This is a genomic window from Gemmata algarum, assembly GCF_034097035.1.
Classification (GTDB): Bacteria; Planctomycetota; Planctomycetia; order Gemmatales; family Gemmataceae; genus Gemmata; species Gemmata algarum.
Genome location: NZ_JAXBLV010000190.1, coordinates 32,292 through 58,602 on the forward strand (window position 1 = coordinate 32,292; position 26,311 = coordinate 58,602).

Sequence of the window (26,311 nt, forward strand, 5' to 3'; positions counted from 1 at the left end):
TCCGCTCGGGGTAGAATGACTGAAAGGTTCATCTCGGGCGCCACATAACCGGTAGGACCGCCACCGCCTTTCCAAGTTTCCGAACTCCCGCTGTTTGTGGACGTTCCGCGCTTGTCAAGGTCCGTGTTGTCCGGCAGAATCGCAATCTGGAAGCGCCTCCGGGCGCCTATCGCGAACTCAACCTTGGGCCGCCGGGGACTCGCGCCCGGCCCGTGCAGGGACACGAACGCCATGAGACTGTTCGGCATCCTGCTGGTGTTCCTGACCCTCGTCGCCGGGGGCGCATACGTCTACTTCGGCGCCCAGGACTACAAGGGCCGCCAGCAGCTCAACGCGGCGGGGCTCCGCCACTTACTGGTTTTGCAGGGGCTGCCCCTCGACGGCGACCGGTTCGCCCCGGACGGCGAGACCCCGTTCGTCGTGCCGATGGCCGGCGGCCAGCAGACCAGCACGGTCGGCAAAGTTCTTCTCGACAAGCACTTCGGTGAGGTCGCTAAGGCTCCGGCCGAGACGGCCAGCAAGGGCGGGGCGGCGGGGCCGTCCGCGCTCGCTTCGACCGAGGCCGTGCCGAGCCTGTCGGCCGAGGTCCTGCGGGTGCTCGGCGTGCTGAAGGCCGAACTGGGCGGCGCGCCCGAGCCCGCTCAGCGCGTGTCCGTCGTGCTCAAGCGGCTGCTGCTCCAGGCGGAGACGATGGACGAGCGGCTCCTGTTCCAGGGGCTGGCCAGCGCGGCCGGCGCGGACGGCGCCCCGAAGACCGCGGAGCAGTACGCGGCGGACGCGGAGCAGCTCGTTCACCTGTTGGACCGCAAGTTCTACCGGGTCGTACCGAAGCAGTACGACTCCGAGGCCGGGGCGCTCGCCCCTGCTAAGTGGGCGCAGCTGAAAAAGAAAATGGAAGAGGCCGCTGGTAACTCCGACGCGCTCGCGGCGATCAAGCCGCCGGTGTCGTCCGACGAGGGCGACCGCCGCGACCGGATCTCGCACCTGTTGGTCCACCTCGATCAGGACCGCGCGTGGCAGCAGCGGGCGGCCGCGGTCGTCGGGCTCCGGCACTACGTGCGCGCGGTCGCCGGTCAGGCCGTTCGCTTCCGGCTGATGCGCGAGCAGGTGGACCAGCCGATCATGGCGGACCAGGCCGTGTACCAGCTCCGCTACGACACGCTGCTGAACGAGACGCGCCAGAGCCTGGACCGGGCGCGGGCGGTTTCCCAGGAGCGGGCCAAGCTGGACGACGCGAAGGCCGCCGCGGACGACGCCGTCAGCCGCCGCCGCACGCAACTGAAGGAGCTGGGCGCCCAGTTGGAGAAGGTGCGGACCGAGGTGGACCAACTGCTGGTACAGCAGAGCGGCATCGAACGGCAGTTGTACGAGATCCAGCGCGAGGTCGCGCTGACCCTCGACGAGGTGTACCGGCTCGAGGCCCTGCTGGTGGACGCCGAGCGCGAGCGGTACGGGCAGCCGCCGGCGACCCGGCCCTGATTGCGGTGCGAGTTCTTTGGGTTGTGTCGGGGTGCGTTTCGGGTGCGGTGCGGGCTCTCGCCCGCGCCGCGATCGATCGGGCGAGGCATTCACCGGGCCAGGTGCGACCATGACGGCAATCGGCAAGCTGTTGGCCTTCCTGATCCTCGTCGTCGGGCTCACGATGATGACGTGGGCGGTGGGCGTGTACGCGCAACGCCCGGCGTGGTTCAACCCGCTCCCGGAGGGCGGGGCGGACAAGGGCGCCGGCGCGGCCAGCTACGCCGAGCTGAAGGCCGAGATCGACTCCCTGAACGAGGCCGCAAAGGCGGCGAGCGGCCTCTGGGGGGACAGCCTCAAGTCTCTGGAGGCGCACGAGCAGTTCCGCGCGAACCGGCGCAACGGGTACGCCCGGCTCATCGAGTACGCACACAAGGGGAACCCGAAGGACCTCATCGACCCCGCGAACCCGAAGAGCGGTAAGGGGTTTTACCTTCCGGTCGTGGATCCTCGGACCCGGTTGTACGATCTGACCTTTGACGCGGCCGGCCGGCCCAAGGGCGAGGCCGTCCTGGGCAGCGAGGTGGGGCCGGACGGCAAGGCGCTGCCGCTGCCGGGGCTCGACGCGCTGACCAACTCGGTCGCGGCCGACGCCCAGCGCATCGAGCTGCTGACGAAGGAGATCGCCGACCAGCGCCGGCTGTTCGACACCCTCAGCGCGGACGTGCTCGCCACCGAGAAGCGGTTGGTGGCCATGAACACGATCCGCGACAGCGTTCAGGCCGAGCTGTTTTTCCTGTCCACGTTCGAGGTTAACGTGTTCGAGACCCGGGAGACGGTGCTGCGACGGGATCGCCAGTTGCGCGACCAGTTGAAGCGGCTCGGCGTTTCGAACCCGTGAGAACAATAATACGTCCCGGCGTCCGGAGCCCCAGGCTCGTGCCGCGCGTGGTGAGGCCGGAGGGCTTTTCACGCGGCGGTCCCCTGGGGCCGGACCCGGTATCCGGAATTTGGCACTCGGAACTCACACCACGGGAGGGCGTGCGATGAGTTGGCTCGGCAAGATCTTGACGTTCCTGGTTCTCATCGCCTCCGTCGCGTGGATGGCGCTGACGCTCAACGTGTACGTCACGCGGACCAACTGGAAGGCACGGGCCGACGCGGCCGAAAAGGCGCTCAAGGAGAGCGAGGCGAACCGTCGCGCCGAACTGAGCACCAGCGCCACCGAAGTGGCGCGGATGGCCAACCTGCTCAGCGCCGAGCGGAGCCGCACCGCCGACCTGGACAAGGCGCTTGCGGAGCAGAAGGCCAGCGGCAGCAAGAGCGACGAGGAGTTCCGCAAGCTGACGAACAACTACGCGGTCCTTCAGCAGAGCGTTCAGCTCCTGGTCGCACAGCAGAAGGCGACGCTGAGCGAGCTCGAGGACACCCGCGGGCGGAACACCTTGCTCGAAAACAACCGGGTCCAGTTGGTGCGGGACGCGGAGGCCGCCAACCGCGAGCGCCTTCGCGCCGAGAACGAGGCCAAACTCGCGCGGGCGATCTCCGACGAGAACGTGGCCCGGGCCGCGCTGCTCCAGGCCCAGCTTTCGGAACTGAGGCAGCCCGGCGGCGGCGGGGGGGCGGCGACGGTCCTCCGCAGCATCGACAAGGTACCCGCCCCGCTCCCGGAAAACGTTCGCGGCACGGTAACGAGCGACCTCGCGGGCAGCTTCGTTGAGATCAGCATCGGCCTCGACGCCGGGGTGACGCCCGGGGCCCGCCTGGACGTGTTCCGCGAAACCAACGGCGGTCGGTACCTGGGCACCCTGGTGGTGACGAAGTCGGCGTACCCGAAGAACGCGGTGGCCGAGTTCCGCCCGGCGAGTCAGGTGCCGGTGTCGCAACTGAAGCCCGAAGAGCTGCCCCGCAAGGGCGACCAAGTGGGCATCGTTGGTGGCTCGCGTAACCGTTGACCACGCACCCTAACGCATTACGGAGGCCGCACCAATGGCCCGAAAAAAGGACCGTGACCGCGAGCGTGATGACGACCGCCCCCGGCGGCCCGAACCGGTGAAGCGCGACGGGCCGTACGTGGTGATGCTGTTCATCACCTTCATGGCCATCACGATCGGCTGTGTGCTGCTGTACCTCGATTTCAGCGAGTACGGCGGAAAACAGGCCCCTTCGACACCGGCCCCGGCGGTGCTGAAGCTCGGCGAAGCCGCGCCACCGCCGACCGCGACGAAGGGCGGCGATGCGGCTCCGAAGGGGAGCGACACCACTCCGGCGCCGGCGCCGTAATCCGCGCCGTCCGCTCTTGCCGCGCGTATCGTCGCCCGGCGGCTGCGACCAGGCAGCCGCCGGGCGACGGCATTTTTACAACGCGCGGAACATCACCAGCGCGTCAACGAATCCCAATTTTTTGTGCTCGAACGCGAGCGGCAGGCGCCCGACCGTCGTAAACCCGCACCGCTCCCAGGCCCGCACGGCGGTTGCGTTCGTGCTCACCACAAAGTTGAACTGCATGGCGGCGAAGCCGAGGTGCCGGGCCGTCTCCAGTGAATGCTCGCACATCGCGACCGCCAGCCCGCGCCCGCGGAACTCGGGCGCGACCATGTACCCCGCGTTTGCCACGCGACTGCCGCGGCCCGGGTGGTTCGGGCGAACGTAGTACGTTCCGGCGAAGTCGCTCTCCTCCTCACACACAACGCAAACGGCCGGCGGGTCGAACCACAGCTTCCGGGCGACGGCTTCGGGCGTCGATTCGTCGTACGCGAACACGTCCCCGCCGGACGCGACGCTTTGGAACAGTTGCCACACGGCGGGCCAATCGGTCTCCCGAGCTTCGCGTAGGATCATGCGCTTTTCGCCGTGCCGGATTTCCCGTTTGCTCCGCCCGTTCGACGCTGATAATATAATTATGGGCTCTTGCCTCTCCCGCCTGTTTGCGACCGGACGGTTCTCCCGCCACCGACCCGAATACGACGTTCGGGCTCCTGCCGAGCTGAAACCTATGCTGCGATTCGCACTCGTTGTCGCGCTTTTCGCCGCGCCGTCGTCGTCGGTCCGGGCGTCCGATCCCGCGCCGGCCGACGCGAAGAAGGTCGAATTCTTCGAAACGAAAATCCGGCCGGTGCTGGTCGAGCAGTGCTACAAGTGCCACTCCGAGACCGCCGAGAAGGACAAGAAGCTCAAGGCCGGCCTGAAGCTCGACACGAAGGCCGCGCTGCTCGCGGGCGGCGACACCGGGGCGGCGCTCGTCCCGGGGAAGCCCGAGGCCGGCACGCTGCTCAAGTCGCTCAAGTACGACGGCGACCTCCAAATGCCGCCGAAGGGCAAACTGCCCGACGCGGTCATCAAGGACTTTGAACAGTGGATCGCCGACGGGGCGGTTGACCCGCGCACCGGCGAAACCGCGAAGGTCGCCGGTATTGACATCGAGAAGGGCAAACAGTTCTGGTCGTTCCAGGCACCGAAGGCGTCCCCCGTTCCGGCCGGCCCCGCGCATCCGATCGATGCGTTCGTCGCGGCCAAGCTCGCGGAAAAGGGGCTGACGCCCGTCGCGCGGGCCGACAAACGGACCCTCATCCGCCGCGCCTCTTACAACCTCACCGGCCTGCCGCCCGCACCGGAGGCGGTGGACGCATTTCTGGCCGATGAGGCGCCGGACGCGTTCGAGAAGGTCGTTGACCGGCTGCTCGCGTCGCCCCAGTACGGCGAGAAGTGGGGGCGGCACTGGCTCGACGTGGCTCGGTACGCCGAGGACCAGGCGCACACGTTCGCCGTGAAGCCCAGAAACCAGGCGTGGCGCTATCGCGACTGGGTCGTCGCCGCGTTCAACGCCGACATGCCTTACGACCGGTTCGTGAAGCTCCAGATCGCCGGCGACATGCTCCCGGACGCGCCGAGCGACCCGTTCGTCAAGTTCGCGGGGCTGGGCTTCCTCGGGCTGGGCGCCGAGTACTACAAGAACACCGCGGCGGCGCAGGCGATCGCCGAAGAACTGGACGACCGCGTGGACACCGTGACGCGCGGGTTCCTGGGGCTGACCGTCGCCTGCGCCCGGTGCCACGACCACAAGTTCGACCCCATCCCGACGAGAGACTATTACTCCCTCGCGGGCATCTACATGGGGACCGACATGTCCGACGCGCCGCTCGGCGCGCCGGCCGAGGTGAAGGCGTACCAGACCGCGCAGGCGAGCCTCAAGAAGGCCGAGGACCGGGCCAAGAAGCTCCAGAGCGAGCTGAAAGCCAAAAAGGACCCGCTGGTCACGCAGCTCGCGAAGCTGCTCGCGTACAAGGGCGCGACCGACGATCTGGCGCAGATTAAAAAGGCGATGCCGGCGGCCCCGCCCGTTGCGCACGTCATCAGCGGGAACGGGGCCGGGATGAAGGTGTACGTCCGCGGCAACCCCGCGACGAAGGGCGAGGACGCGCCGAAGGGGTTTCTCCAGGTGCTGCCGTCGCCGGTCGCGGCGGGCGGCGGGTACTCGCGCCTCGACCTCGCGAACGCGATCGGCTCGAAGGACAACCCGCTCACGGCCCGGGTGTTCGTGAACCGCGTGTGGGCGTGGCACTTCGGCCGCGGGCTGGTCGGCACCCCCTCGAACTTCGGCGCCCTGGGCGACAAGCCGAGTCACCCCGAGCTGCTGGACTGGCTCGCCGTCAACTTCGTGAAGAACGGCTGGTCGGTGAAGTGGCTGCACCGGCAGATCATGACCGCGGCCGCCTACCAACTGGAGAGCCGGTCCGACGCGGCCAACGACAAGGTGGACGCCGCGAACGTGTACCTGTGGCGCGGCGCACGCAAGCGGCTGGAGATCGAGGACTGGCGCGACACGCTGCTGGCCGTCAGCGGGAACCTCGACCCGCAGCTTGGCGGCCCCGCCTTCGACCTGCGCGACCCGGCCGCCCGCCGCCGGACCGTGTACGCGAAGGTGAGCCGGCACGAGCTGGACGGGCTCCTGCGGCTGTTCGACTTCCCGGACGCGAACGTGACCGCGGACAAGCGCACCGTCACCACCGTCCCCCAGCAGCAGTTGTTTGCCCTGAACAGCGCGTTCATGGTGGCGCAGGCCCAGGCGTTCGCGAAGCGGGTGGATGCGGCCGCTTCCACCGACGAGGAGCGGGTGGCCGTGGCGTATCGGCTCGCGTTCGGCCGGGCGCCCGAGAAGTCGGAGCGGGACCTCGCGCTGCGGTTCCTGGCGCTGCCGCTCCAGGCCGGCGACAAGCTCACCCGGTGGCAGCAATACGCCCAGGTTCTTCTCGCCAGTAACGAGCTGCTGTACGTAGACTGAGAGCTGCGGGGGTCGTCGGGTGGGCACCGCCCACCGCCCCGCGAGTACGGACGCAACTCAAGCGGGTGACGGAATGAGCAGCCAGCCGAACCAGCGGGCCGACATCGAAGTTTCGCACGACGGCGACAAGGTCAAACTGAAAGCCCCCGACGGCGGCACCGCCCTGACCGCCCCGGAAGCGCACGAGCTCGCGGGCCGCATCTTCGAGGCGGCCGCGCGGGCCGGCGGGGACGACCCGGTCGAGAACGACTGGGTCCGCATCCCGATGCAGTACCTCCAGGTGACGGCCGAGCGGCTCGACTTCAGCGGCGAGGGCGACGAGAACACGGTGCCCGCCCCCAACAGCGACGACCCGGACGGCAGCACCGCCACCGTCCACTGCTGGATCAAGGACCAGACGCAGAACAACGCGCTCCACATCACCTCCGGGAACATCGCCGAGCACGGCTGGTTCATCTCCGAGGTGATCGAGCACGCCCCGGTCAAGCGCGAGGACGTGGAAGGCGATTACGTCGAGTACTACGACAAGGCGCTCGCCGAGTCCGAGGTCTTCCTGTACGAGATCAACGAAGACAACCCCGAGGGTGCCGACGATGCTTAACGGTGGGATCTCGCGCCGCGACATGCTCAAGAGCAGCGGCACCGGTCTCGGGATGCTCGGGCTCGCCGGCCTCCTGGCCGACGAGGCCCGGGGCGCGGAGGCCCGCGCGGCCGGCGCGAGCGCGAACCCGCTGGCGCCCAAGGTGGCGCACTTCCCCGCGAGGGCGAAGCGCGTCATCCACCTGTTCATGAACGGCGGCCCGTCGCAGGTGGACACGTTCGACCCGAAGCCCGAGCTGACGAAGCAGCACGGGAAGGCGCCCGGCGCCGCCGGGAAGGCGACCGAGCGCAAAACGGGGGCTCTGTACAAGTCCCCGTTCGCGTTCAAGAAGTACGGCCAGTCGGGGATCGAGGTCAGCGAGCTGTTCCCCGAGATCGGGGCGTGCATCGACGACATCTGCGTGATCCGGTCGATGCACACCAACATCCCGAACCACGAGCCCGGCCTGCTCCTGATGACCTGCGGGAACACGCAGCCCATCCGCCCGAGCATGGGCTCCTGGCTCACCTACGGCCTCGGCACCGAGAACCAGAACCTGCCCGGGTTCGTCGTCCTGTGCCCCGGCAAGCCGGTGGTCGGGCCGGCGCTGTGGAACAACAGCTTCCTGCCCGGCGTGTTCCAGGGCTGCCACATCTCGTCCCTCGACCCGAAGCGGGTCATCGACCACATCCGCAACACCAGCGTGAGCGCGGGCACCCAGCGGGAGCAGCTCGACCTGCTGAACCGGCTCAACGGGCTGCACCGGGACGCCCGCGGCGGCGACGACCAGCTCGACGCCCGGATCCAGTCGCTCGAGATCGCGTACCGGATGCAGACCGAGGCGCAGGAGGCGTTCGACGTGTCGCGCGAGCCCGTGAAGGTGCGCGAGGCCTACGGGAAGGGGTACTTCGCGGACGCGTGCCTCACCGCCCGCCGCCTCGTGGAGCGCGGGGTGCGGATGGTACAGGTGTTCTACGGCTCCGGCCAGCCGTGGGACGACCACGGGGACATCGAGAAGGGGCACCGCACCAAGGCGAAGGACTCCGACAAGGCGGTGGCCGCGCTGCTCCGCGATTTGAAGCAGCAGGGGTTGCTCGACGAGACGCTGGTGCTGTGGGGCGGCGAGTTCGGCCGCACCCCGACGAGCGAGGGCGCGAACGGCCGCGACCACAACAACCACGGGTTCACGGTGTGGCTCGCCGGCGGCGGGGTGAAGGGCGGGATGACCTACGGCGCGACCGACGAGTTCGGGTTCGCGGCCGTGGACAAGAAGGTTCACGTCCACGACCTGCACGCCACCATCCTGCACCTGATGGGCATCGACCACGAGAAGCTGACGTACCGCTACAGCGGGCGCGACTTCCGGCTCACCGACGTCCACGGCGTGGTGGTCAAGGACATCATGAAGTGAACGCGACCGGTTGAGTCCGCCGGTTGTTTGTTCTTGGTGTCGGAGCGTACCCAGTGTACCCTGCGGGGTATAATGGCCCGCTTGCGGAGGCGGGAGCCCGCCGACACCAGGGACGATTCGGATGCCCCGTTCGCTCATCGCCCTCGTTCTTTGCGCCGGTTTCGGCCCGTCTGCCGAGCCCTTTTTAAAAGCCCCTTCTCCGGAACAGCTCACCCGGCAACTCGGAGCCCCGGAGTTCGCGACCCGCGAGCAGGCGTCCGAGTCGCTGCGCGCGTTGGGGGCCGCCGCGCTGCCCGCGGTGCAACGCGCCACCACCAGCGACGACCCCGAAATCCGCCGCCGCGCGCTCGCACTGCTCCCGGCGATCCAGGCCCGGATCGCGTTCACCCCCGTCGGGTCGCTCTCGATCCGAGGCCGATCACGCTCGCCGCAGCCCTGGACTCACTTCGCCAGCAAACCGGCTACGTCGTGACTGCGGACCCGCCGGCCGGGAAGGAGCTTTACACGTTCGGAGTGCCGGACGGGACCTTTTGGGAGGCCGTGGATCGCATCGCCGAGCGCACCAACCGGTCCATCGTCACAACACGCGAAAATATCCGGCTGGTTCCCGGAACCGCACGTTCACCGTTCACCGTTCGGGACGGCGCGTTTCGGGTGACACTGGAAAACATTCACGAGGACCGCAACATCTATTTCAGTCAGGGGACGCCGGGCCGACACGATCACAAGCTGACGCTTCACTTGTCGGTACTTGCCGAGCCTCGATTCGCCATTCTGGGCGGCGGGCCGGCTCAGTTCGCCGAGGTCGTGGATGACCGAGGCGGAAAGCTCCGGGAGGCACCAGACGAAGGGCGGACGCTCTACTTTGGTTGGGATATCACTGGCACGGAGTACGAGGCGTCCGTGCATGGACTTTTGCGGCGCTCGCCGAAGCAGGGTACGCGACTCGCAACCGTTTCGGGGGTCATACCGCTTCGGGCGGTCGTGGAGCGGCGGCGGGTGGAGGTCGTTCCAACGGGCGCTAAGGGGCAAAAGTTCCGCGTCGGCGACGACGTGCTGGCAATTCAACAGGCCAAGTTCAGCCTCACCGGAGACACGACCATCAACCTTCAGGTGCCCCCCCTCGAGATCAGGGAAACGGACTGGCGGTCCTGGCACCAGCGAGTGACTATCGAGGACATCTGGGGTAACCGGTTGCCCCGGACGGGAAGCGGATCTGAACGATCCGGAGACGATTGTTACATCTCCGGGTGGTTCGGGCGCCCGTCAGGCTGGTTCAACGCACCCGCCCGGCGCGTCATCGTCGAAGACTGGATTGTTCTGGAACACAAGGTGCGGTTCACGTTCAAGGACGTTCCGCTTCCTTGATGCCGCGCCCGTTTCCGGACCCAAGCGGGGGCCGCCACTATTACACGACCGGGATCGTTGGAACCAGCGCGTCTGCGTTCCCGGCGAGTTGCGCGAGTGCCGTGCAGCCGCCGCACCCGCACTTGTTCGGCATGGGGGCGGTGGTGACCGTGTACACCGCGTCGCCGGGCAGGGCCGCCGGGTCGGCCGCCGGGGCCGGGGGCTTGTTCGACGCGACTTGAACCCCGGCGTACAGCCCGTCGTAGGTGATCGGCGTGCCGAACGGGGCCGTGGACGGCGCGTTCCCGCCCCCGGCGGTCGCCTGCTCGAAGCTGAACGACCGGGCGTAAGAGCTTTCGCGGTTCGCGCTCGCCGCGATCAGTTCGGCGCGGCCGTCCCCGTTCGTGTCGCGGAGCGACAGCCGCGCCCCGCTCGGGTCGCTCGGGGCGAACGCGTAGAAGCTCGCGAGCAGCGGCAGCGAACTCGCCTGGGTGCCCGGGTTGGCCGCCAGCGTCGCACCGGACCACACCTTGATGTGCGCCGGGCCGCGGTCCGGGGTGACCGCCAGTTCGGCGTACCCGTCGCCGTCCATGTCCCCGACCGCCGCGTTGAGCCCGGACCACAGCCCGGAGAACGCGATGAAGTCCGGCGTCAGCCGGGTCGCCACCCCGTTCCGCAGGTCCGCACCGCTGTACACCGCCACCCGCCCTTCCGCCTGGCCGCCCGTCGTCACCACCAGATCCGCGAACCCGTCGCGGTTGATGTCGCCGGCCGCGACCCGCGCCCCGCCCCGGAACGCCGGGTTGTCGAACGCGAAGAAGCTCGATTGGAGCTGCAACGTTCCGCCGACCACCCGGAACGTTTGGATGTGCGGCCCGGCCCCGGCATCGGCCGACACGGCCAGCTCCGCCTTGCCGTCGTGGTCGATGTCTGCCGCCGCCAGGAACAGCCCGCCCATGAACCCCTGGAAGATGACCGTCTGCCCCACCATGATCGAGCCGTCGCGCCCGTCCATGATCTGAACGACGGCCTGCGGCCCGGCCCCGGTGGTGAACGCGTAGTCGGTGACCCCGTCGCCGTTGAAGTCCCCGCTCGCCACCCGCAGCGCCCCGCGGTAGCCCGCGAACGGTGTGAGCCGGCGCCCGGTGTCGCTCAGGGTGTCGCCCGAGACGATGAATAGCGACACGGTGCCGTCGGTGTTGCCGGTGAACGCGACCGGGTGCTGCCCCTCGACCGGAGGGGCGAACGTGACCGGTGCCGGCGCCGGGCTCGCGGGCGCGGCGGTGCCCCACCCGAGGTCGCGGAGAGCGGCCGAGTCCAGGGCCGACCAGAGGATGCGGGAGCCGATCGTGGTGCTCGGGTCCAGGCTCGCCGGCTGGCCCCCGACGATCACGCCGTCGGCCCAGTGCGCGCCGGCACCGTCCACAGGCACCGGCCCGCCGTACACCGCGGTCGCGTTGGCGCCGGTGAACGCGCCGTTGCGGACCAGGCTCGTCCACTGGGGGGCGGTGCCGATTCCGAGAATGTGACCCAGCTCGTGGATCGCAACGGAGTAGAAGTCCAGTTCGGTCCGGTCCAGGCCGTCGGTGGTCACCCCGAAGTGCCAGTTCTGGGTGGTGTCGATCGTGACGCTGCCGCCCCACGGGGCGAACCCGGAGTGCCCGCGGGTCTGCACGGAGTTGATCCACGCCTGGGAGCCGGAGATGCTGCTCCCGCCGTACCCGCCGTAACCCGCCGTTGTGCCGGGCAGGTCGCGCGACCCGGCGAAGATGACGAGCGTGTTGGCGCCGACGGACAGGTTCGGGACGGTCAGCCGGCCGCCGGTCGCGGGGTCGGTGAAGGAGGCGGTCCAGGTGCCCCCGGCGCCCGGGGAGATGGCCGCGAGGTTGGCGTTGAGCAGGCCGCCCAGGTCGCTGGCGGCCCGCTCCAGCGTGGCCCGGGCTTCCGGGTTGTTGAACAGCCCGCCGGCGTCGCGCGAGTAGTCGATCTGGAAAGCGATCGCGGGCACCTCGCGCGTTTCGAGCTGTTCGAGCCGGAGGGCGGTCGTGATCGTGCTCGTGCTTCCGGTCGGCCAGTTCCGAATGAACATGCAGGTGCCTCGGTCCGTGGCGGGGCGCGGGACGGCGGTGCGAAGGCGCGTGCGCGCCCGCACCGGTCCGACCGGCGGCCACGGGTGGTCTGTGAGTGTCGGGTAATCGTGCGCCCGTGCGACACTCGCCGGGCGGAACCGTCCGCGCGCCGAGTGCGAGTCGGCACGGCGGATCGGTTCGGGAATGGACCTCGCGATCTCGTCGTGTCCGCCGCGAGGCCGGACACGTCGCGCTCGGTCGGTGCCCCCGCGGGCACCCGCTCGTCGCCGACCGGGCAGGGCCGGAGCGAGGCGAGCGTTTCAGGTACCACTTCCTAGGACACCGTTTCGCGACGGGTCAAACGGCCGGTTCGCTGCGATTTACAGGTTTTTGCCCGTTATGCCGGGCGCATCAAAAGGTCGGGGCCGAACGCACCCCGTTTTCAGTTCGCAGCACGGAGTCTGTAAAGCGGCGGGAACACGTTGCCCCCCTGCTGCGCGGCGTTACACGCGCTTCCGGATCTGTACACGGGACTTTACTGTCGAACAACCTGACAGGCGAGAGCCCGCTCTAACGCCGTAAAGTCGGTCTGCGAAAGCGGAAAGCGAAAGGGCGGCCGCCGACCGGCGCGGCGCAGAAACAAGACGGGGTGCGGCGATATAGTTCTTATGCGCGTTTATTGAGATTTTTCTGCGGTCGCGGGGCTTTTAGGCGTCGTACAGCCACACCGTTACCGGTTCGTCCGGAAATAACGCCCCGCGCTCGGGCGGCACCAGGATGAACCCGTCCGCTCGGACCGACGCACTCAGGCTGGCCGCGCCGCCGGCGACCGGCGCGACACCGCCGCCCGCGCGCGCCACGCGAACGAAGTCGGTGCGGCCGAGCGCGGACGATATCTGTTCCGTCAGTCTGACTTCTTCGCTTTTGTAAGGCAAATCCCACGGGCGCCCGCCGAGCTGTCGAATCGCACGCCCCGCAAACAGGTCGTACGCGCACAAGCACGATGCCGGGTTACCGGGTAGCAGGAACACGATGGCGCGCGCGACGAACCCGATCCCGGTCGGCCCGGCGGGGCGCAGCGCGACACCGTGAACCGCCAACTCGCCGAGTTCCGCCACCGCTCGCGGGACGTGGTCTTCGACCCCGACCGACGTGCCGCCCGAGATGAGAACCACGTCCGCCTCTGCCGCGGCGGCGCGCACGGCGTCGCACGTGATGCCGAAGTCGTCGGGGACGTACCGCACCGGCTGCACACTCGCACCGTCACGAACCGCGAGCGCCGCGAGCATCGGCGAGTTGCTGTCTGCGGTCTTGAACCCGTCGGGGAGCGACCCGGGCGGGAGCAGTTCGTTCCCGGTCACCAGGACCGCGACCCGCGGCCGGCGGCGCACGGGCAGCACGTTCACCCCCAGGGCGGCAGCCAGGGCGACATCTTGGGGGCGCAGGACGCGACCGGTGGGGAGCACTTCACGACCTCGCGCCACGTCCTCGCCGACTGCAACAACGTTCTTCCCGGCCGTGAGGGGCGCACGCGCGACCACCCGTCCGTCCGGTTGCACGTGCGCGAACTCGGCCATCAGGACGGCGTCGGCCCCGTCCGGCACGGGAGCGCCGGTCGTGATCCGCACCGCCTCGCCTGGCCCAACCGTTCCCGTGAACGGGCGGGCCGGGAACGCTTCGCCGGTCACCACCAAGGGGGCTGGCGCCTGCGTGTCGGCGGCACGAACGGCGAAGCCGTCCATCGCGGACTTGCGAAACGACGGAACATCGACGGGAGAAACGACCGGCTCGGCGAGCACCCGGCCTACCGTTTCGAGGAGCGGGACCGGTTCCGGCGGTAGTGCCCGGAGGCGTGAATCGAGGAGTTCGAGAACGGCTCCCACGCTCGGACGCTCGCGGAAGCCCTTCATTCGCACGTCGTAGAAGGGCAATTTGTCGGATTCGCTCATCAAAATCGGCCCCGGAGCTGGTGCGACCGGTGTAACCGATCGTGTTCCCCGCAATTCACAAACGTGCCTGTTCGGCACAACCCGCAGAATCATTCGTCTGGGAACGGATTCTCACGAGTTTCGCTCAAGTCGCAAGTTGTGAGCCCGCAAGACGGCCCTACATTTGGATGTCATTGGTACCGGTCGTGCCCGGTGCGCGGCCATCCGAGATTGAAATCCGGACGAACCGAACCGCCGCGACATGGACGACGCCAACACCGTAGATGGAGCGACTCCCGTGACGACTCGCCGCTTGCTTTTGTCCGTGCTCGCGTTCTCGCTCCTCCTGCCCCTGTCGGGGTGCGGGTGCCGGCGGAACTGCAACTCGTCTTCGGGCAGTTTCGCTCCGCCGCCGTGCTGCCCGGACCGCGGCACGTTGCCCGCGGGGTTCGTCCCGAGTGCCGCGCCGTAACCGCAAATGCCTTGAGCCGAACCTGCGAACCCGCGCACGCCGCACAAGCGGCAGCGGGTACAGGGGTGCGAGCCCGCACGTTCGTCACGATCGGACCCGTTTCGCCAACCGGGTTGGTTTTCCCCGTCGCGCCAGCACTCTCGAATTCTCCCAAACTCCGGCTGAATTCGTTCTGTCGAAGTTGCTCGACTCCGCCCCCCGCGCATGATTCATGCGTCGGCAGCGGGACGCCGCGATTTGCCGCGTAAAGGAGTCCACCACAATGAAGAAGCGCCTTCTGTGCCTCGGCCTTGTGGCCGCGGTTTCGCAACTGCTGGTAACCGGGTGCTACCCGGTCGCCCGGTTCCGGGCCAACCACCCGTGTCTGTCGTGCGGCCCTGGCGTACACCCCCTGCTCCACCCGATCCAGACGCGCCGGGCGATCCTGGGCGAGCCGGGCGGCGTGGTCGTGGGCGGTCCGGTGGTCGGCGGTCCCGTTGTCGGCCCCATCGCGCCGCCGTGCCACGGCTGTGCGGGAGGCGCACCGGGCATCCCGGTCGGGCTCTCGGGCGGCCCGATCGACGTGACCGGCTACCCGCCGATTGTGGTTTCGTCGCAGGGGTCGCCCTCGATCGGATCGCCGCAACCCCTCACCCCCGGTACGACCGTGACGCCGGGGAACCTGCTTCCGAACCCGATGCCGCTGCCGAAGCAGTGACCGCGGAGCACGAACGAGCCGCGCGGGTGAGTCCGGTCACCCGCGCGGCTCGTTCGCTTTTTCCTCAGCGGAACTGCCACGCAGGTACAGCGGCTCCAGTGCGAACACTTCTTCACGGGTGAGCGGTCGCATGAGCCGGCTCCCCACCGCAAAAATGCTCTCGACGCGCGGCTCCCGGTCGGCCTCGTTGACCCGCGGGTTGGTGGCGGGGAGCTGGGAAGCGTAAACCCCGAGCCCGGGACCGCTGAGCCAGTCTTCTGCGGTGATTGTCGCCGCAAAAATTTTGGCAGAGGTGATTCGCAGATCGTTACTCGGAAGCCAGCCGTCGCGCTGCCGCGCGAACCGCTGGGCGTACACCTGTCCCTGTAGCGCGTCCGAAATGACCCACACGTGCTGAGCGTCGGCGGGCGCCTGATGCGCGACGGCCCAAAACGCCCCGACGGCCCGAAGTTCGCAGCCCAGGGCGTAAGCCAGTGCTTTGGCGGTCACGAGGCCGACGCGGAGGCCCGTGTAACTGCCCGGCCCGGTGCTCGCCATCACGCCGGCGAGGTCCTGCGGCGCGAGCGATTCGGCTTTCAAGAGGGCGCTGGCCGTGGGCATCATCTCGCGGGCGTGGCGGCGTGAAGAATCGAGTTCGGCGCGCCCCACAATGGCGCCGGCGCGGGCCAGTCCGACGCGAGCGACCCGGCCGGAGGTTTCCAGGATCAGCCAGTTCTGAGTCATTCGTGTCTGCCGCGTGTGCCGGGCGGGCGCAACCGACCGCGCCGGCGGGTGCTGTCCGCGGTACGATCGCATCCGCAGAATGTAAGAGCATTCTAAGAGCCCGGCACGGAAGGCGGTGCGGAGATGTCGGATACGGCCACCATGCACATCGACGGGGCGTCGCGGGGGAACCCCGGGGCCGCCGCGTACGCGGTGGTGCTCGCGCGCCCGGGGCTGCCGGTCGTCGAGGAGGCGGACACGATCGGCACCGCGTCCAACAACGTCGCGGAGTACACGGCGCTCGTTGAGGGGCTGGGGCTCGCGGCCGAACTCGGGGTGAAAAAGCTCCAGGTGTTCAGCGACAGCGAGCTGATGGTGAAGCAGATGGCCGGCGCGTACAAGGTGAAGAACGAGGACCTGCGCACGCTGTACGAGGAGGCGTGCCGGCTGCGGAAGCAGTTCGAGAGCGTCACCATCACGCACGTGCGGCGCGAGCAGAACAAGCGGGCCGACGCGATCGGCAACGAGGCGCTCGACGGGCGCCCGCGGAAGCGGGGGCAATCCCCCCTCCCGGCCCACTCCCCGCTCCCGGATGACGGGGCCGGAACGCGCCCGTCCCCGGCGTCCGACGCCCCGGTCCGTGCCGACGCGGTCCAGTGCCTCACCGACGCCGCGAACCACTGGGCCGCGAAGGGGCTGAAGGGGCTTCCCCCGGAGGCGGTGTGGGAGCAGTTGTGGTCGCTGCTGGAAGAGGCCGGGGTGCTCAAGAAGAAGGCGAAGTGAGATGCCGGACCTGCTCTTTCTCGAAGAGATCGGCGACGCCGAAGCGGCCCTCGTCGGCGGGAAGGGTTTGGGTCTGGGCAGAACCGCACGCGCCGGGCTGCCCGTGCCGGGCGGGTTCGTGGTCACCACCCAGGCGTACCGGCGACTGGCCGAGCGCGGGGTGCGGTCCGATCCGGGGTTCGTTCGGGCGGTCCTCGGCGCGCACGAAACGCTCGGCGGCGGGGCCGTCGCGGTGCGGTCGAGCGCGACCGCCGAGGACGCCGCGGACGCCAGCTCCGCGGGCCAGCAGGAGACGGTTCTTGGCGTCCGGGGCGGGGACGCGCTGCTGGACGCGGTCGAGCACTGCTGGCGGTCGCTGTTTACAGCCCGCGCGGTTGCGTACCGGGGCCGGCAGGGCGTCGATGCCGCCGCGCTCGCGATGGCGGTGGTGGTCCAGAAGCTCGTGCCGGCCGAGGCCGCGGGCGTGCTGTTCACCCGCGACCCGCTCGACCCCGACGGCCGGCGCATGCTCGTCGAGTCCGCCTGGGGGCTGGGCGAGGTCGTCGTTTCCGGGCGCGTGCAGCCCGACCGCTTCACACTCGATCGCAACACCGGCGCTGTGCTGAGCCGCACGCTCGGCTCGAAGGCCGTTCGCGTGGTCGGGGGGGCCGAGGAGCACGTCCCCGCGGAGCTTCAGCGGCGGTTCAGCCTCGCGGATCCGGCGCTCGCCGACCTCGCGGACCTGGGCCGCCGGGTCGAGGCGTTCTACGGCGACGCCCGCGACATCGAGTGGGCCTACGCCGGCGGCCGGTTCGCGCTGCTCCAGGCGCGGCCGATCACGGCCGCGGGCGCCGCGGAGCGCGAGCAGGTGCGGAGGGTGGTGGTCGCCGAGTTGCGGGCGAAGGCGGACCCGAAGGGGACCGTGTGGGTGCGGTACAACCTGAGCGAGGTGCTGCCCGCGCCGACGCCGATGACGTGGGCCGTGGTGCAGCGGTTGCTGGGCGCCGACGGCGGGTTCGGGGCCATGAACCGCGACCTCGGCGCGCAGCCCGACCCGGCCCTCGGGGCGCTATCGGGGTTCGACCTCGTCGCGGGGCGGCCAATGGCCAACTTGTCGCGGCTGCCGCGGATGCAATTCTCCCGGCCCCCCTTCGAGTATCCGTTAGGCGAATATAAACGGGACCCGCGGAAGGCCCTGAACCCCAAGCCGGTGCTGAACCCGCTGGCCGGGTCGGGGTGCGCGCTCGGCGTGCTCGCGCTTCCGGGGACGGTTTTGAGCCTCATGCGGTTGATGAACACGACGAAGCGGCGGTCCGCCGACTTCGCGCAGCGGTTCGAGCAGGAGACGGCGCCCGCGTTCGCCCGGTCTGTGGCGCAGGCGCTCACTCAGCGGTGGTCCGGGTGCGAGCCGGACGCGCTTCTGCTGGAATTTCATGCGTGGGTCAACCGGACGCTGGTGGACTTCGCCCGCGAGAGTCTCAAGCCGACCGTGTTCGCCGACCTGGCCTGGTCCGAGGCGTTCGAGTTCCTGAAGCCCAAGCTGGGAGAGGAACGCGCCCGGGCCGCGGTCGGGGAGCTGAGCTTGGGGGCCGCGCCGCCGGGAGGGGCCAACCTCGCGGAGGCCGTTCGCGACCTCGCGAGCGGTCACCTGTCGCGGGCCGATTTCCTCGAGCGGTTCGGGCACCGCGGCACCAACGAGATGGAACTCGCCCAGCCGAGGTGGTCCGAGGCGCCGCAGGAACTGGACAAGCTGATTCGCGGGGCCGGTTCGCGCTCGCGCCCCGCGGATGAGGCGGCCGTCGGTGCGATCGCCGCAGAAGCGAAGCTCGTCGGCCCCCTCCGCGATCAACTCGCGACGAAGGTCCGCCGGCTCCGCACGTTCCTGGGGCTCCGCGAAGCCGGGAAGCACTACCTGCTGATGGGTTACGCGGTGATCCGCCGCACCCTGGTCGAGCTCGACCAGCGGTTCGGGTTGCGCGGCGGTATCTTTTTCCTCACCCCGGCCGATCTGCCGGACCTGCTCAAAGGTAAAGATCTGTCCGCCAAGATCGCGGCGGCCCGGAAGCGGCGGCAGGCGGAGCTGTCGTTGGAGGTGCCCCCGGTGCTGTTCAGCGACGATCTGGACGCGATCGGCCGCCCGCTTCCGGTTCCCGAAGGAGGGAGCAAGTTTGAAGGTGTGGCGCTCTCCGCGGGCGCGGCCGAAGGCCCGGCGCTGGTGCTGACGGAGCCCACCGCGGCGCCGCCCGAGGGCGGGTACGTGCTGGTGTGCCCGTCAACGGACCCCGCGTGGGTACCACTGTTCGTTCACGCGAACGCGCTGGTGATGGAAACGGGCGGGGTGCTGTCGCACGGGGCGATCGTGGCGCGCGAGTTCGGCCTGCCCGCGGTCGCGGGTCTGCCCGGCGCCACACAGCAAATTAAGACGGGACAGATGGTTCGCGTCGATGGCGCTCGCGGCACGGTGACGGTGCTGGGCGAGACGGCGTGAGGCGCGGTCACAGCGGCCAACTCTCGCGGAACAGCCACCAGGGGCCGTGAACGTGGCGGTACTGACGCGCGCGTTCGTCGGTAGGGACTCCGTCAGGGCAGAACACAAGGCCCGCCGACTCGAGCGGGCTGGGCGACGTGGTGTAGAGCAGCACCCGGTCGCCATCGACGGCGGTGGAACGGACCAGGAACAGCCCGACCACCCGGCGGCCCGGGTGCGGGGCGCCCCGGTCGAGCCGGACCGCTTCGGCGTAGTCGCGGAGCGTCGGCTCGCAGAGCCGCGTTCGGGCCGCAAGGCCCAACCCGCTCTGGTCGAGCAGCCAGCAGCCGGCGCCGACCGCGGGCACGGACAGCCAGAGCCACCGCACCCGCGGGGCGCGGAACACGGCGCGCCGCGCGCACGAGTACCCGCACCACGCCAGCCCGATCAGCACCCAGCCGGCGGGCAGCAGCAGTTGCCACCCGAACTCCACGCTCGCGTCAGTGATCTGATCGGCCGCGGCGCACCCCCACAACCAGCCCGCCCCGATGATGGCGTAACGCATTGGTCCCTCCTGTGCTCAGGCGCTGAACGGCCGCGCCCGAACAGTGTGCGGCTCGGCCGCCCATCGCTTCCATTCTCAGCACGCGCGCCAGCGGCCCGCGCTGCGGCACAGATAGAACAAGATACGGGTGTTCGAGAGCCCGTGCGAGTGCGCGCCGGCCGGGAAGCGGTTCCCCCGGCGTCGCGGGTGGGCCGCGCCCGCGCCGATAACCACCACGTCCCGCGGTACCGATTGGGCGGGCGAAATCGTGAGCGGGGTGGAACGAAGTCTGGAACGAGACGTTAAACAAGACTCGGCCGCGCCGCGGTTCTGCGTTTTCATCTCCGAATCTGCCGTCCCCTTCGGGTGCATCATGAAGTTTCTCGCGATCCCGCTTTGCCTGCTTGTCGCGCTCGTCTGCACCGCGGACGACAAGGACAAGGCGCCGAAACTGCCGCTCGGTAAAGACACGACGTTCGTGGTCGGACCGCTCGACCAGCAGGGGTACATCGACTACGAGGTCGCCCTCCACGCGGAACTGAGCAAGAACATCACCCCGGAGAACAACGCGAACGCGCTGCTGATTCAGGCGTTCGGCCCCGCCCCCGAAGGCAGCGAACTGCCGCTCGAGTACTTCCGCTGGCTCGACATCCCGGTGCTCCCGAAGGACGGCGAGTACCTCGTCGGCGCGCAAACCTACGCCGTCAAGCAACTGGGCCTGAGCGGCGACCGCCTCGTCGCGTTCTCCGACGCCCAGAGCGACGCGACCCGGCGCCCGTGGGCGGCGAAAGACGTGCCCCCGCTCGCGGAGTGGTTGAAGCTGAACGAGAAGCCGCTCGCGCTGGCGCTGGAAGCGACCAAGCGGCCCCAGTACTTCAACCCGATGGTGTCGCGGCGGAAGCCCGGTGAGGGGAGCAACCTCATCGCCGGGCTCTTGCCGACCGTTCAGAAGAACCGTGAACTCGCCAACGCTTTGACTACCCGGGCGATGCTGCGGCTGAACGAAGGCAAGCTCGACGACGCCTGGGCCGACCTGCTCGCGTGCCACCGCCTGGGCCGGCTCGTCGGTCGCGGCGCGACGTTCCTCGAAGTGCTGGTGGGCATCGCCATCGGCCAGATTGCGAACAACTCGTCGCTTGCGTTTCTCGACCACCCGGCCCTCACGGCCACGAAGGCCGCGCAGTGCCTCAAGGACCTTCAAGCGATGCCCCGCCCCGGCGTCCTGGCGGAGACGGTCCGCCTTTCAGAGCGGATGATGGGATTGGACGCGCTCCAGAACATCCGCCGCGCGGGTAGCGGGGCCGACCCGTTCGCGGGGGCGCTGGACGCGGAACTCGCCTTCCCGAACAAGAAGAAGGTGTTCGAGGTGATCGACTGGACCGTGGTGATGCGGACGATGAACGCCCGGTACGACCGGCTCGCCGAGGTGCTGAGCATCAAGGACCGGGACGTTCGCGCGAAGGCGTACGAGAAATTCGAGGCGGAACTCGCGGAGGTCAAAAAGGAGTTCGTAGACGAAGCGAAGATCAAGAAGGTTCTAGACGGGAAGGACCCGGGACCGGTGCTCGGCAAGTTGTTCGCTGACACGCTCATGAGCCTGCTGAGCCCGGCGGTTCAGAAGGTGCAACAGGCCTGCGACCGCGGCGAGCAGACGGCGGCGAACCTGCGACTGGCGTTCGCACTCGCCGCGCACCAGAAGGACACGGGGCGGTACCCGGCGAAGCTCGCCGATTTGGCCCCCAAGTACATCGCCGCCGTTCCCGACGACCTGTTCACCGGCAAGCCGCTCGTCTACCAGCCGGCCGAGAAGGGGTATCTGTTTTATAGCTTCGGTGTGAACGGTAAGGACGACGGCGGCACGACTTACGGGGAAGAGCCCCTCGGCAGCGACGACCTCCCGATCCGGATGCCGCTCCCGCCGCTTAAGAAGAACTGATACCGAATCCGGTTGATCGGTATCCAGGCTGTCTTCTGTAGCCGGCCTCTGTGAGGCCGGTGGTAGACGGGTGGTGTCGCACCGGCTTCACACAACAGATTTCAATCCTGAGAGGCCGCGTGATTTAACAACTTGCACAGGAAGGAGTTCGCGTTCTGTGATACCTTGCAGTTGGAGGTACGATCGGGAGGTGTGTCATGGAACGCGAGCTGTGGAAGGTCGTTTACGCCGCGTTGCGGAAGGTCGCGTGTCGGTTCGACCAGAAGTACGTCCAATTCCAGCCGTGGCGGTTGGCCGCGGTGCTGCTGTGGGCGGCCTTGCACGACCGACCCGTGTGCTGGGCGTGTGACCGACGCAACTGGAGCACCACCCGACTCAAGCCGGACCGGTTGCCGTCCGAGGCCACCATGAGCCGGCGTGCTCGGAAGACCTCGTTCGCTCTGTTCCTCAGCGCATTGGCGGACGAACTCAAGGGCTCGGGGCCGCCGGCCTGGGAGCTCATGGTGGACGGCAAGCCGTTACCGGTCGGGAAGTGCTCCAAGGACCCGGACGCCAAGCCCAACCAGCACGGCCGCGGGTACAAGCTGCACACCCTGTGGGGCACCAAGTACGTGCCGGATGTGTGGGAGGTGACGGCGGCTCGGGAGAACGAGGCGGCGGTGGCGGTGCGGCTGCTGACCCAAGTGCGGGGCGCCGGATACCTGTACGCGGACGGAAGCTACGAGGACAACCGGGTGTACGACGCGGCCGACGCGAGCGGGTACCAGCTACTGGCCCACCCGGGCACCCAGGCCACCGGCCAAGGGCACGGGTACCAAAGCTCGAACCGGTTGCGGGCTCTGGGGATGTTCGCCGACGGGTACGGATGGGATCTGTACCGGCGCCGCACCAGCATCGAGCGCCGGTTCGGCAACGCGGGTGCGTTCGGGGGTGGGTTGGCGCCGCTCCCCAACTGGGTTCGGCGGCTCGGTCGCGTGACCCGCTGGGTGTGCTGTAAGCTCATCATCAATGCGGCGCGCATCATCCACAAGCAACAGCACCTGTAACGATTGAAATCTGTTGACAGAGGCCGGCTACAGAAGACCGTTACTCTTCAATCGGATTCGGTATGACACCCATCCTCGTTCCGCGAGGGACCGATGAACGCCGCTCTGCTGTCGTCGCTCGTGCTGGTGTGCGCCGCGGACGAACCGCCGGCCCCGAAGGTCCCGGTGGGGAAGGACACCACCTTCGTGACCGGGCCGCTCGACAAGAACGGGTACATCGATTACGAGGCCGCGCTCAACGATCGACTGGGCGCGGGCATCACGCCCGACAAGAACGCGAACGTGCTGATCTGGAAGGCGCTGGGGCCGAGACCGGACGACGGTTCGATGCCGCCCGAGTACTTCCGGCGCCTCGGGATCGCCGAACCGCCGAAAGCCGGCGACTACTTCGTAAGCGGACGCGGCTACGCCCGGCGCACGAAACTGAGTGACGAAGACGCGCGGGCGTTTTACGACCAGCAAGCCCGGGCGGCCTCGCGCGCGTGGTCCGCCAAGGAGCTTCCGCGGGTCGCCGATTGGCTCGCACTCAACGAGAAGCCCCTCGCGGTTGTGATCGAAGCGACCCGGCGCCCGGCGTACTTCAACCCGCTGGTGTCGAACCGCAAGGACGACATCAGCTCGATCATGGGGTGCCTGATCCCTTCGACCCAGAGCGGCCGGGCACTCGCGCAGGCGCTCGTGGCGCGGGCGCTGCTCCGCGCCCACGAGGGGAAGCTCGATGCCGCCTGGGTGGATCTGATCGCGTGCCACCGCCTGGGGCTCCACCTGATGCACGGGGGCACGTTCATCGAATCGCTCGTGGGCATCGCCGTGCGCGCCATCGCTGCGAACGCCACGCTGGCCTACCTCGAACACACCGATCTGACCTCCCAGCAACTGCTCGCGAAGCTGAAGGAGCTGCAAGACCTTCCCGCGGCACCACCTGCGGCCGATGTGGTGGACCTCGGGGAGCGGCTCAATGCGCTGGACGTGCTGCAAATGGTCCGCAGCGGCAAGGACGGACCCGACCACCCGACCCCGGAGGGGGCCCAGGCGCTCGACATGATCGAGTGGGAGCCGGCGTTCCGGAAAATGAACGCGGCGTTCGACCAGATGGTTGCCGCCATGCGGCTGACCGACCGCGCGGCGCGCGAGAAGCAGCTCAACGCTGTTGGAACAGATTTGGACGAGGTTGCCCGCAAGAACCGCGACCTGAACATACTTCAGAAGTGGGCTCGCGCCAACAACCCGGGAAAGTTCGTTGGCAAAGAGATCGGAGATGTGCTTTCGGCGCTAGTGATGCCCGGGCTGCAAAAGTGCCAGTGGTCGTTCGACCGCGCCACGCAGACCGATCGGAACCTGCAACTAGCGTTCGCGCTCGCGGCGTATCGCAAGGACACGGGCCGGTACCCGGCGAAGCTCGCCGACCTGGCGCCCAAGTACATGGCCGCTGTTCCCGATGACCTGTTCACCGGGAAGCCGCTCACCTACCAGCCGGCGGAAAAGGGGTACTTCTTCTACAGCGTGGGGGAGAACGGTAAGGACGACGGCGGGCGCGGGCGCGACGACGAGCCGCGCGGCGACGATCTCGGCGTGCGGGTGCCGCTCCCCGCTCTGAAGCCGTAGCCGACGGGGCGCTCACTTCAGTTTGTGGAGGAGGACGGTTTCGGTCGTCGGGCTCGGCTCGCCCTGGCGCCGGGCGCGGGCCACGGCCGCGAGCCGCGCCGCCTTCTCGAACGCCGCCGACGCGGTCACCCGGGCCACCTCGCGGGCGACTTCCGCGGCGTCGAACTCGATCTGTGTGAGGTGCCGCACGTCGTCCTTGTGGCGCTGCTCCCGGGCTTGCACCTCGCGGGCCATGCGGTCGAACACCCGGGCCAGTTGGCCCAGATCGTCCCCGCGGGCCACGACCGGCGCGAGCAACGCCGGGTCGAATTCGCCCCGCTCCACCAACTCGGCCGCCCGTGTCAGCGCCGCGACCGACTGAAGGTACGCGACCTCCTGGTCGCGGAGCCGCTTCTTGTCGAGGCACGCGTTCACGCGCGCGTGCAAGAGGACCGGGTCGTAGGGCTTGTGGAGGTAGTCCTCGGCCCCCATCTCGATGCACCTCACGACCTCGGCCGTCTCGTCCAGGGCCGAAACCATGATGACCGGCAGGTCCCGCAGGGCCGGGTCGGCTTTGAGCTGCCGCAGCACCTCGTACCCGTCCACCTCCGGCATCATGATGTCGCACAGCACCAGATCGAACGGGGCGCGGCGGACCGCGTCGAGCGCCTCGCGGCCGTTCGCGGCCTCGACGGTCTGGAAGCCGCGGGCGCCGAGCCGCCGGCACAGCATGACCCGGTTCGCGTCGTTGTCCTCGACCACCAGGATGCGCTTCGGACCGACGGCGCACGTGTCCGCCCGTTCGGCCTTGGGGGGCGCGGGCGAGTCGGGGAGGAGCGTGGCCCCGGGGTCCGGTTCCGGTTCGGCGTGCGCCGCCGCGGCCTCGCGGCCCTTCGCCAGCCACTCGTCGAGCTTGCGGAACAGCGCGTCCCAGTTGACCGGCTTGGTCTCGAAGTCCTGGCACCCGGCGGCGAACGCCTTGTCCTTGGCGTCGAAGGTGGCGTGCGCGGAGAGCACGATGATCGGGACGGGCGCGGTGACCGGGTCGGCCTTCAGCCGGCGCGTGGCCTCCCAGCCGTCGATGTCGGGCAGGCCGAGGTCCATGAGGATCACGTCCGGCCGCTCGCTCCGCGCGAGCGCGACGGCGCCGAGGCCGGTGTCGGCGGGGAGCACAGTGTACCCCTTGCGCTCCAGCCGGCGCCGGAACATTTCGCGGTTCACCTGCTCGTCTTCGACCAGAAGGACGTGTGGCATGGGGCGGTCGCCGGAGTCCGGAACGGGCGTACCCGGGTGCTCGGCCCGGTCGTTCCAGTGTACCCGATGTGCGTGTGGACCGCACGCGCCGCCGCGGGTTTCGTTTCAACGGCCGGTGAGCGGCTTGCAGCGCGGCGCCGGGCCGGCGTACAATCAGCTTCCGTTGCGTCCTTCCCTTTCATCAAGTACGCCGATGCGCACCTGGATTCGCAACGTTTACCTGGCGACGACCACACTCGCGGCCGGGATGTACGTCACGCTCCGGTACTTCGTGCAGTCGTTCCGGCGCGGCACGTTCGCGGGGCACTTCGCGTACCCCGAGCGGCCGGTGCCGGTGCGGCCCCGCTACCGCGGGTTCCACCGGTTCGACCTGACCACGTGCATCGGGTGCGACAAGTGCGCCCGCGCGTGCCCGGTCGATTGCATCTACATCGATAAGGAAAAGGCGCCGCCGCCCCACAAGGGGTTCGTGGTGACCGGGTTCAAGATCGATTACACGAAGTGCATGTTCTGCGCGCTGTGCGTGGACCCGTGCCCCGTGGACTGCATTTTCATGGGCTCGAACCACGACATCAGCACGTACACCCGTGACGGGTGCATTGTCGATTACGCGAAGCTGCCCCTTGCGGTGGCGTGGGGCCAAGCGACGCTGAACCCGACTACGGTGCAGGAATCGAAGCGGGTCAGCCTGCCGGTGTGGACGAAAACGGCCGAACCCGCGAAGCCGGTGGCGGACGGGAAAGCGTAACGTGATCGGCCGCAACGGACCGGTG

The 26,311-nt window shown here is 68.9% G+C and carries 23 protein-coding genes; 17 read left to right on the forward strand and 6 right to left on the reverse strand.

Annotated features, from left to right (window positions below; translation table 11 throughout):
• Positions 1–231 precede the first annotated feature (231 nt).
• From R5W23_RS19315 to R5W23_RS19330, 4 genes are all read left to right on the forward strand, one after another.
• Positions 232–1,479 (forward strand): hypothetical protein, encoded by a 1,248-nt coding sequence (locus R5W23_RS19315; protein ID WP_261186363.1) that lies wholly within the window; start codon positions 232–234, stop codon positions 1,477–1,479.
• A 109-nt stretch (positions 1,480–1,588) separates the two neighbouring features.
• Positions 1,589–2,359: a hypothetical protein gene (locus tag R5W23_RS19320; RefSeq protein WP_261186362.1), complete on the forward strand. Its 771-nt coding sequence runs from the start codon at positions 1,589–1,591 to the stop codon at positions 2,357–2,359.
• A 145-nt stretch (positions 2,360–2,504) separates the two neighbouring features.
• On the forward strand, positions 2,505–3,413 hold the full coding sequence (locus R5W23_RS19325) for a hypothetical protein (protein ID WP_320687696.1): 909 nt from the start codon (positions 2,505–2,507) through the stop codon (positions 3,411–3,413).
• Positions 3,414–3,447: 34 nt separating this feature from the next.
• Positions 3,448–3,741: a hypothetical protein gene (locus tag R5W23_RS19330; protein WP_261186360.1), complete on the forward strand. Its 294-nt coding sequence runs from the start codon at positions 3,448–3,450 to the stop codon at positions 3,739–3,741.
• Positions 3,742–3,816: 75 nt separating this feature from the next.
• Here the strand turns inward: R5W23_RS19330 and R5W23_RS19335 are convergent, their stop codons facing one another.
• Positions 3,817–4,299, reverse strand: a complete 483-nt coding sequence (locus tag R5W23_RS19335; RefSeq protein ID WP_320687697.1) for a GNAT family N-acetyltransferase — start codon at positions 4,297–4,299, stop codon at positions 3,817–3,819.
• A 154-nt stretch (positions 4,300–4,453) separates the two neighbouring features.
• Between R5W23_RS19335 and R5W23_RS19340 the strand changes: the two genes are divergently transcribed.
• The 5 genes from R5W23_RS19340 (at position 4,454) to R5W23_RS19360 (ending at position 10,098) form a co-directional block, all read left to right on the forward strand.
• Positions 4,454–6,739, forward strand: a complete 2,286-nt coding sequence (locus tag R5W23_RS19340; RefSeq protein WP_320687698.1) for a PSD1 and planctomycete cytochrome C domain-containing protein — start codon at positions 4,454–4,456, stop codon at positions 6,737–6,739.
• Positions 6,740–6,812: 73 nt separating this feature from the next.
• Positions 6,813–7,340 (forward strand): hypothetical protein, encoded by a 528-nt coding sequence (locus R5W23_RS19345; RefSeq protein WP_320687699.1) that lies wholly within the window; start codon positions 6,813–6,815, stop codon positions 7,338–7,340.
• Positions 7,333–8,730 carry a DUF1501 domain-containing protein gene (locus R5W23_RS19350; RefSeq protein WP_320687700.1) on the forward strand — a complete coding sequence of 466 codons (1,398 nt, stop codon included), beginning with the start codon at positions 7,333–7,335 and terminating at the stop codon, positions 8,728–8,730. The genes R5W23_RS19345 and R5W23_RS19350 overlap by 8 nt, the downstream gene beginning before the upstream one ends.
• 121 nt (positions 8,731–8,851) lie before the next feature.
• Entirely contained in the window at positions 8,852–9,202 is a 351-nt protein-coding gene (locus tag R5W23_RS19355; RefSeq protein ID WP_320687701.1) for a hypothetical protein, read from the forward strand.
• Positions 9,203–9,270: 68 nt separating this feature from the next.
• Complete coding sequence (locus R5W23_RS19360) at positions 9,271–10,098, forward strand: hypothetical protein (RefSeq protein WP_320687702.1); 828 nt, start codon at positions 9,271–9,273, stop codon at positions 10,096–10,098.
• Positions 10,099–10,138: 40 nt separating this feature from the next.
• Here R5W23_RS19360 and R5W23_RS19365 read toward each other — a convergent pair whose 3' ends face one another.
• Together R5W23_RS19365 and R5W23_RS19370 are read right to left on the reverse strand one after the other, a co-directional pair.
• Positions 10,139–12,166, reverse strand: coding sequence for an FG-GAP-like repeat-containing protein (locus R5W23_RS19365; RefSeq protein ID WP_320687703.1), 2,028 nt, complete (start codon positions 12,164–12,166; stop codon positions 10,139–10,141).
• A gap of 687 nt (positions 12,167–12,853) precedes the next feature.
• Positions 12,854–14,095 carry a molybdopterin molybdotransferase MoeA gene (locus R5W23_RS19370; RefSeq protein ID WP_320687704.1) on the reverse strand — a complete coding sequence of 414 codons (1,242 nt, stop codon included), beginning with the start codon at positions 14,093–14,095 and terminating at the stop codon, positions 12,854–12,856.
• A gap of 277 nt (positions 14,096–14,372) precedes the next feature.
• Here R5W23_RS19370 and R5W23_RS19375 point away from each other — a divergent pair, with 277 nt between their 5' ends.
• Together R5W23_RS19375 and R5W23_RS19380 are read left to right on the forward strand one after the other, a co-directional pair.
• A complete protein-coding gene (locus tag R5W23_RS19375; RefSeq protein ID WP_261186352.1) occupies positions 14,373–14,546 on the forward strand; it encodes a hypothetical protein in 174 nt (57 codons plus the stop codon).
• Positions 14,547–14,808: 262 nt separating this feature from the next.
• Positions 14,809–15,243, forward strand: a complete 435-nt coding sequence (locus R5W23_RS19380) for a hypothetical protein (RefSeq protein WP_261186351.1) — start codon at positions 14,809–14,811, stop codon at positions 15,241–15,243.
• A gap of 36 nt (positions 15,244–15,279) precedes the next feature.
• On the opposite strand, the gene tsaB is transcribed toward R5W23_RS19380, so the two are convergent.
• Positions 15,280–15,966, reverse strand: coding sequence for a tRNA (adenosine(37)-N6)-threonylcarbamoyltransferase complex dimerization subunit type 1 TsaB (tsaB, locus tag R5W23_RS19385; protein WP_320687705.1), 687 nt, complete (start codon positions 15,964–15,966; stop codon positions 15,280–15,282).
• 123 nt (positions 15,967–16,089) lie between these two features.
• Here tsaB and R5W23_RS19390 point away from each other — a divergent pair, with 123 nt between their 5' ends.
• Both R5W23_RS19390 and R5W23_RS19395 read left to right on the forward strand, forming a co-directional pair.
• Positions 16,090–16,728: a reverse transcriptase-like protein gene (locus R5W23_RS19390; protein ID WP_261186349.1), complete on the forward strand. Its 639-nt coding sequence runs from the start codon at positions 16,090–16,092 to the stop codon at positions 16,726–16,728.
• 1 nt (position 16,729) lies between these two features.
• Positions 16,730–19,195, forward strand: a complete 2,466-nt coding sequence (locus R5W23_RS19395) for a PEP/pyruvate-binding domain-containing protein (RefSeq protein WP_320687706.1) — start codon at positions 16,730–16,732, stop codon at positions 19,193–19,195.
• Between the two features lie 7 nt (positions 19,196–19,202).
• Here R5W23_RS19395 and R5W23_RS19400 read toward each other — a convergent pair whose 3' ends face one another.
• A complete protein-coding gene (locus R5W23_RS19400) occupies positions 19,203–19,739 on the reverse strand; it encodes a hypothetical protein (protein WP_320687707.1) in 537 nt (178 codons plus the stop codon).
• 352 nt (positions 19,740–20,091) lie between these two features.
• Here R5W23_RS19400 and R5W23_RS19405 point away from each other — a divergent pair, with 352 nt between their 5' ends.
• The 3 genes from R5W23_RS19405 (at position 20,092) to R5W23_RS19415 (ending at position 24,305) form a co-directional block, all read left to right on the forward strand.
• Positions 20,092–21,654 (forward strand): hypothetical protein, encoded by a 1,563-nt coding sequence (locus tag R5W23_RS19405; protein ID WP_320687708.1) that lies wholly within the window; start codon positions 20,092–20,094, stop codon positions 21,652–21,654.
• Between the two features lie 197 nt (positions 21,655–21,851).
• Positions 21,852–22,700 (forward strand): transposase, encoded by an 849-nt coding sequence (locus R5W23_RS19410; protein ID WP_320687709.1) that lies wholly within the window; start codon positions 21,852–21,854, stop codon positions 22,698–22,700.
• A gap of 93 nt (positions 22,701–22,793) precedes the next feature.
• Positions 22,794–24,305, forward strand: a complete 1,512-nt coding sequence (locus tag R5W23_RS19415) for a hypothetical protein (protein WP_320687710.1) — start codon at positions 22,794–22,796, stop codon at positions 24,303–24,305.
• 12 nt (positions 24,306–24,317) lie between these two features.
• Here R5W23_RS19415 and R5W23_RS19420 read toward each other — a convergent pair whose 3' ends face one another.
• The gene (locus R5W23_RS19420; protein WP_320687711.1) at positions 24,318–25,538 is read right to left on the reverse strand and encodes a response regulator; all 1,221 of its coding nucleotides are present in this window, start codon (positions 25,536–25,538) and stop codon (positions 24,318–24,320) included.
• Positions 25,539–25,731: 193 nt separating this feature from the next.
• Here R5W23_RS19420 and R5W23_RS19425 point away from each other — a divergent pair, with 193 nt between their 5' ends.
• Positions 25,732–26,286 carry an NADH-quinone oxidoreductase subunit I gene (locus R5W23_RS19425; protein WP_320687712.1) on the forward strand — a complete coding sequence of 185 codons (555 nt, stop codon included), beginning with the start codon at positions 25,732–25,734 and terminating at the stop codon, positions 26,284–26,286.
• Positions 26,287–26,311: the final 25 nt, after the last annotated feature.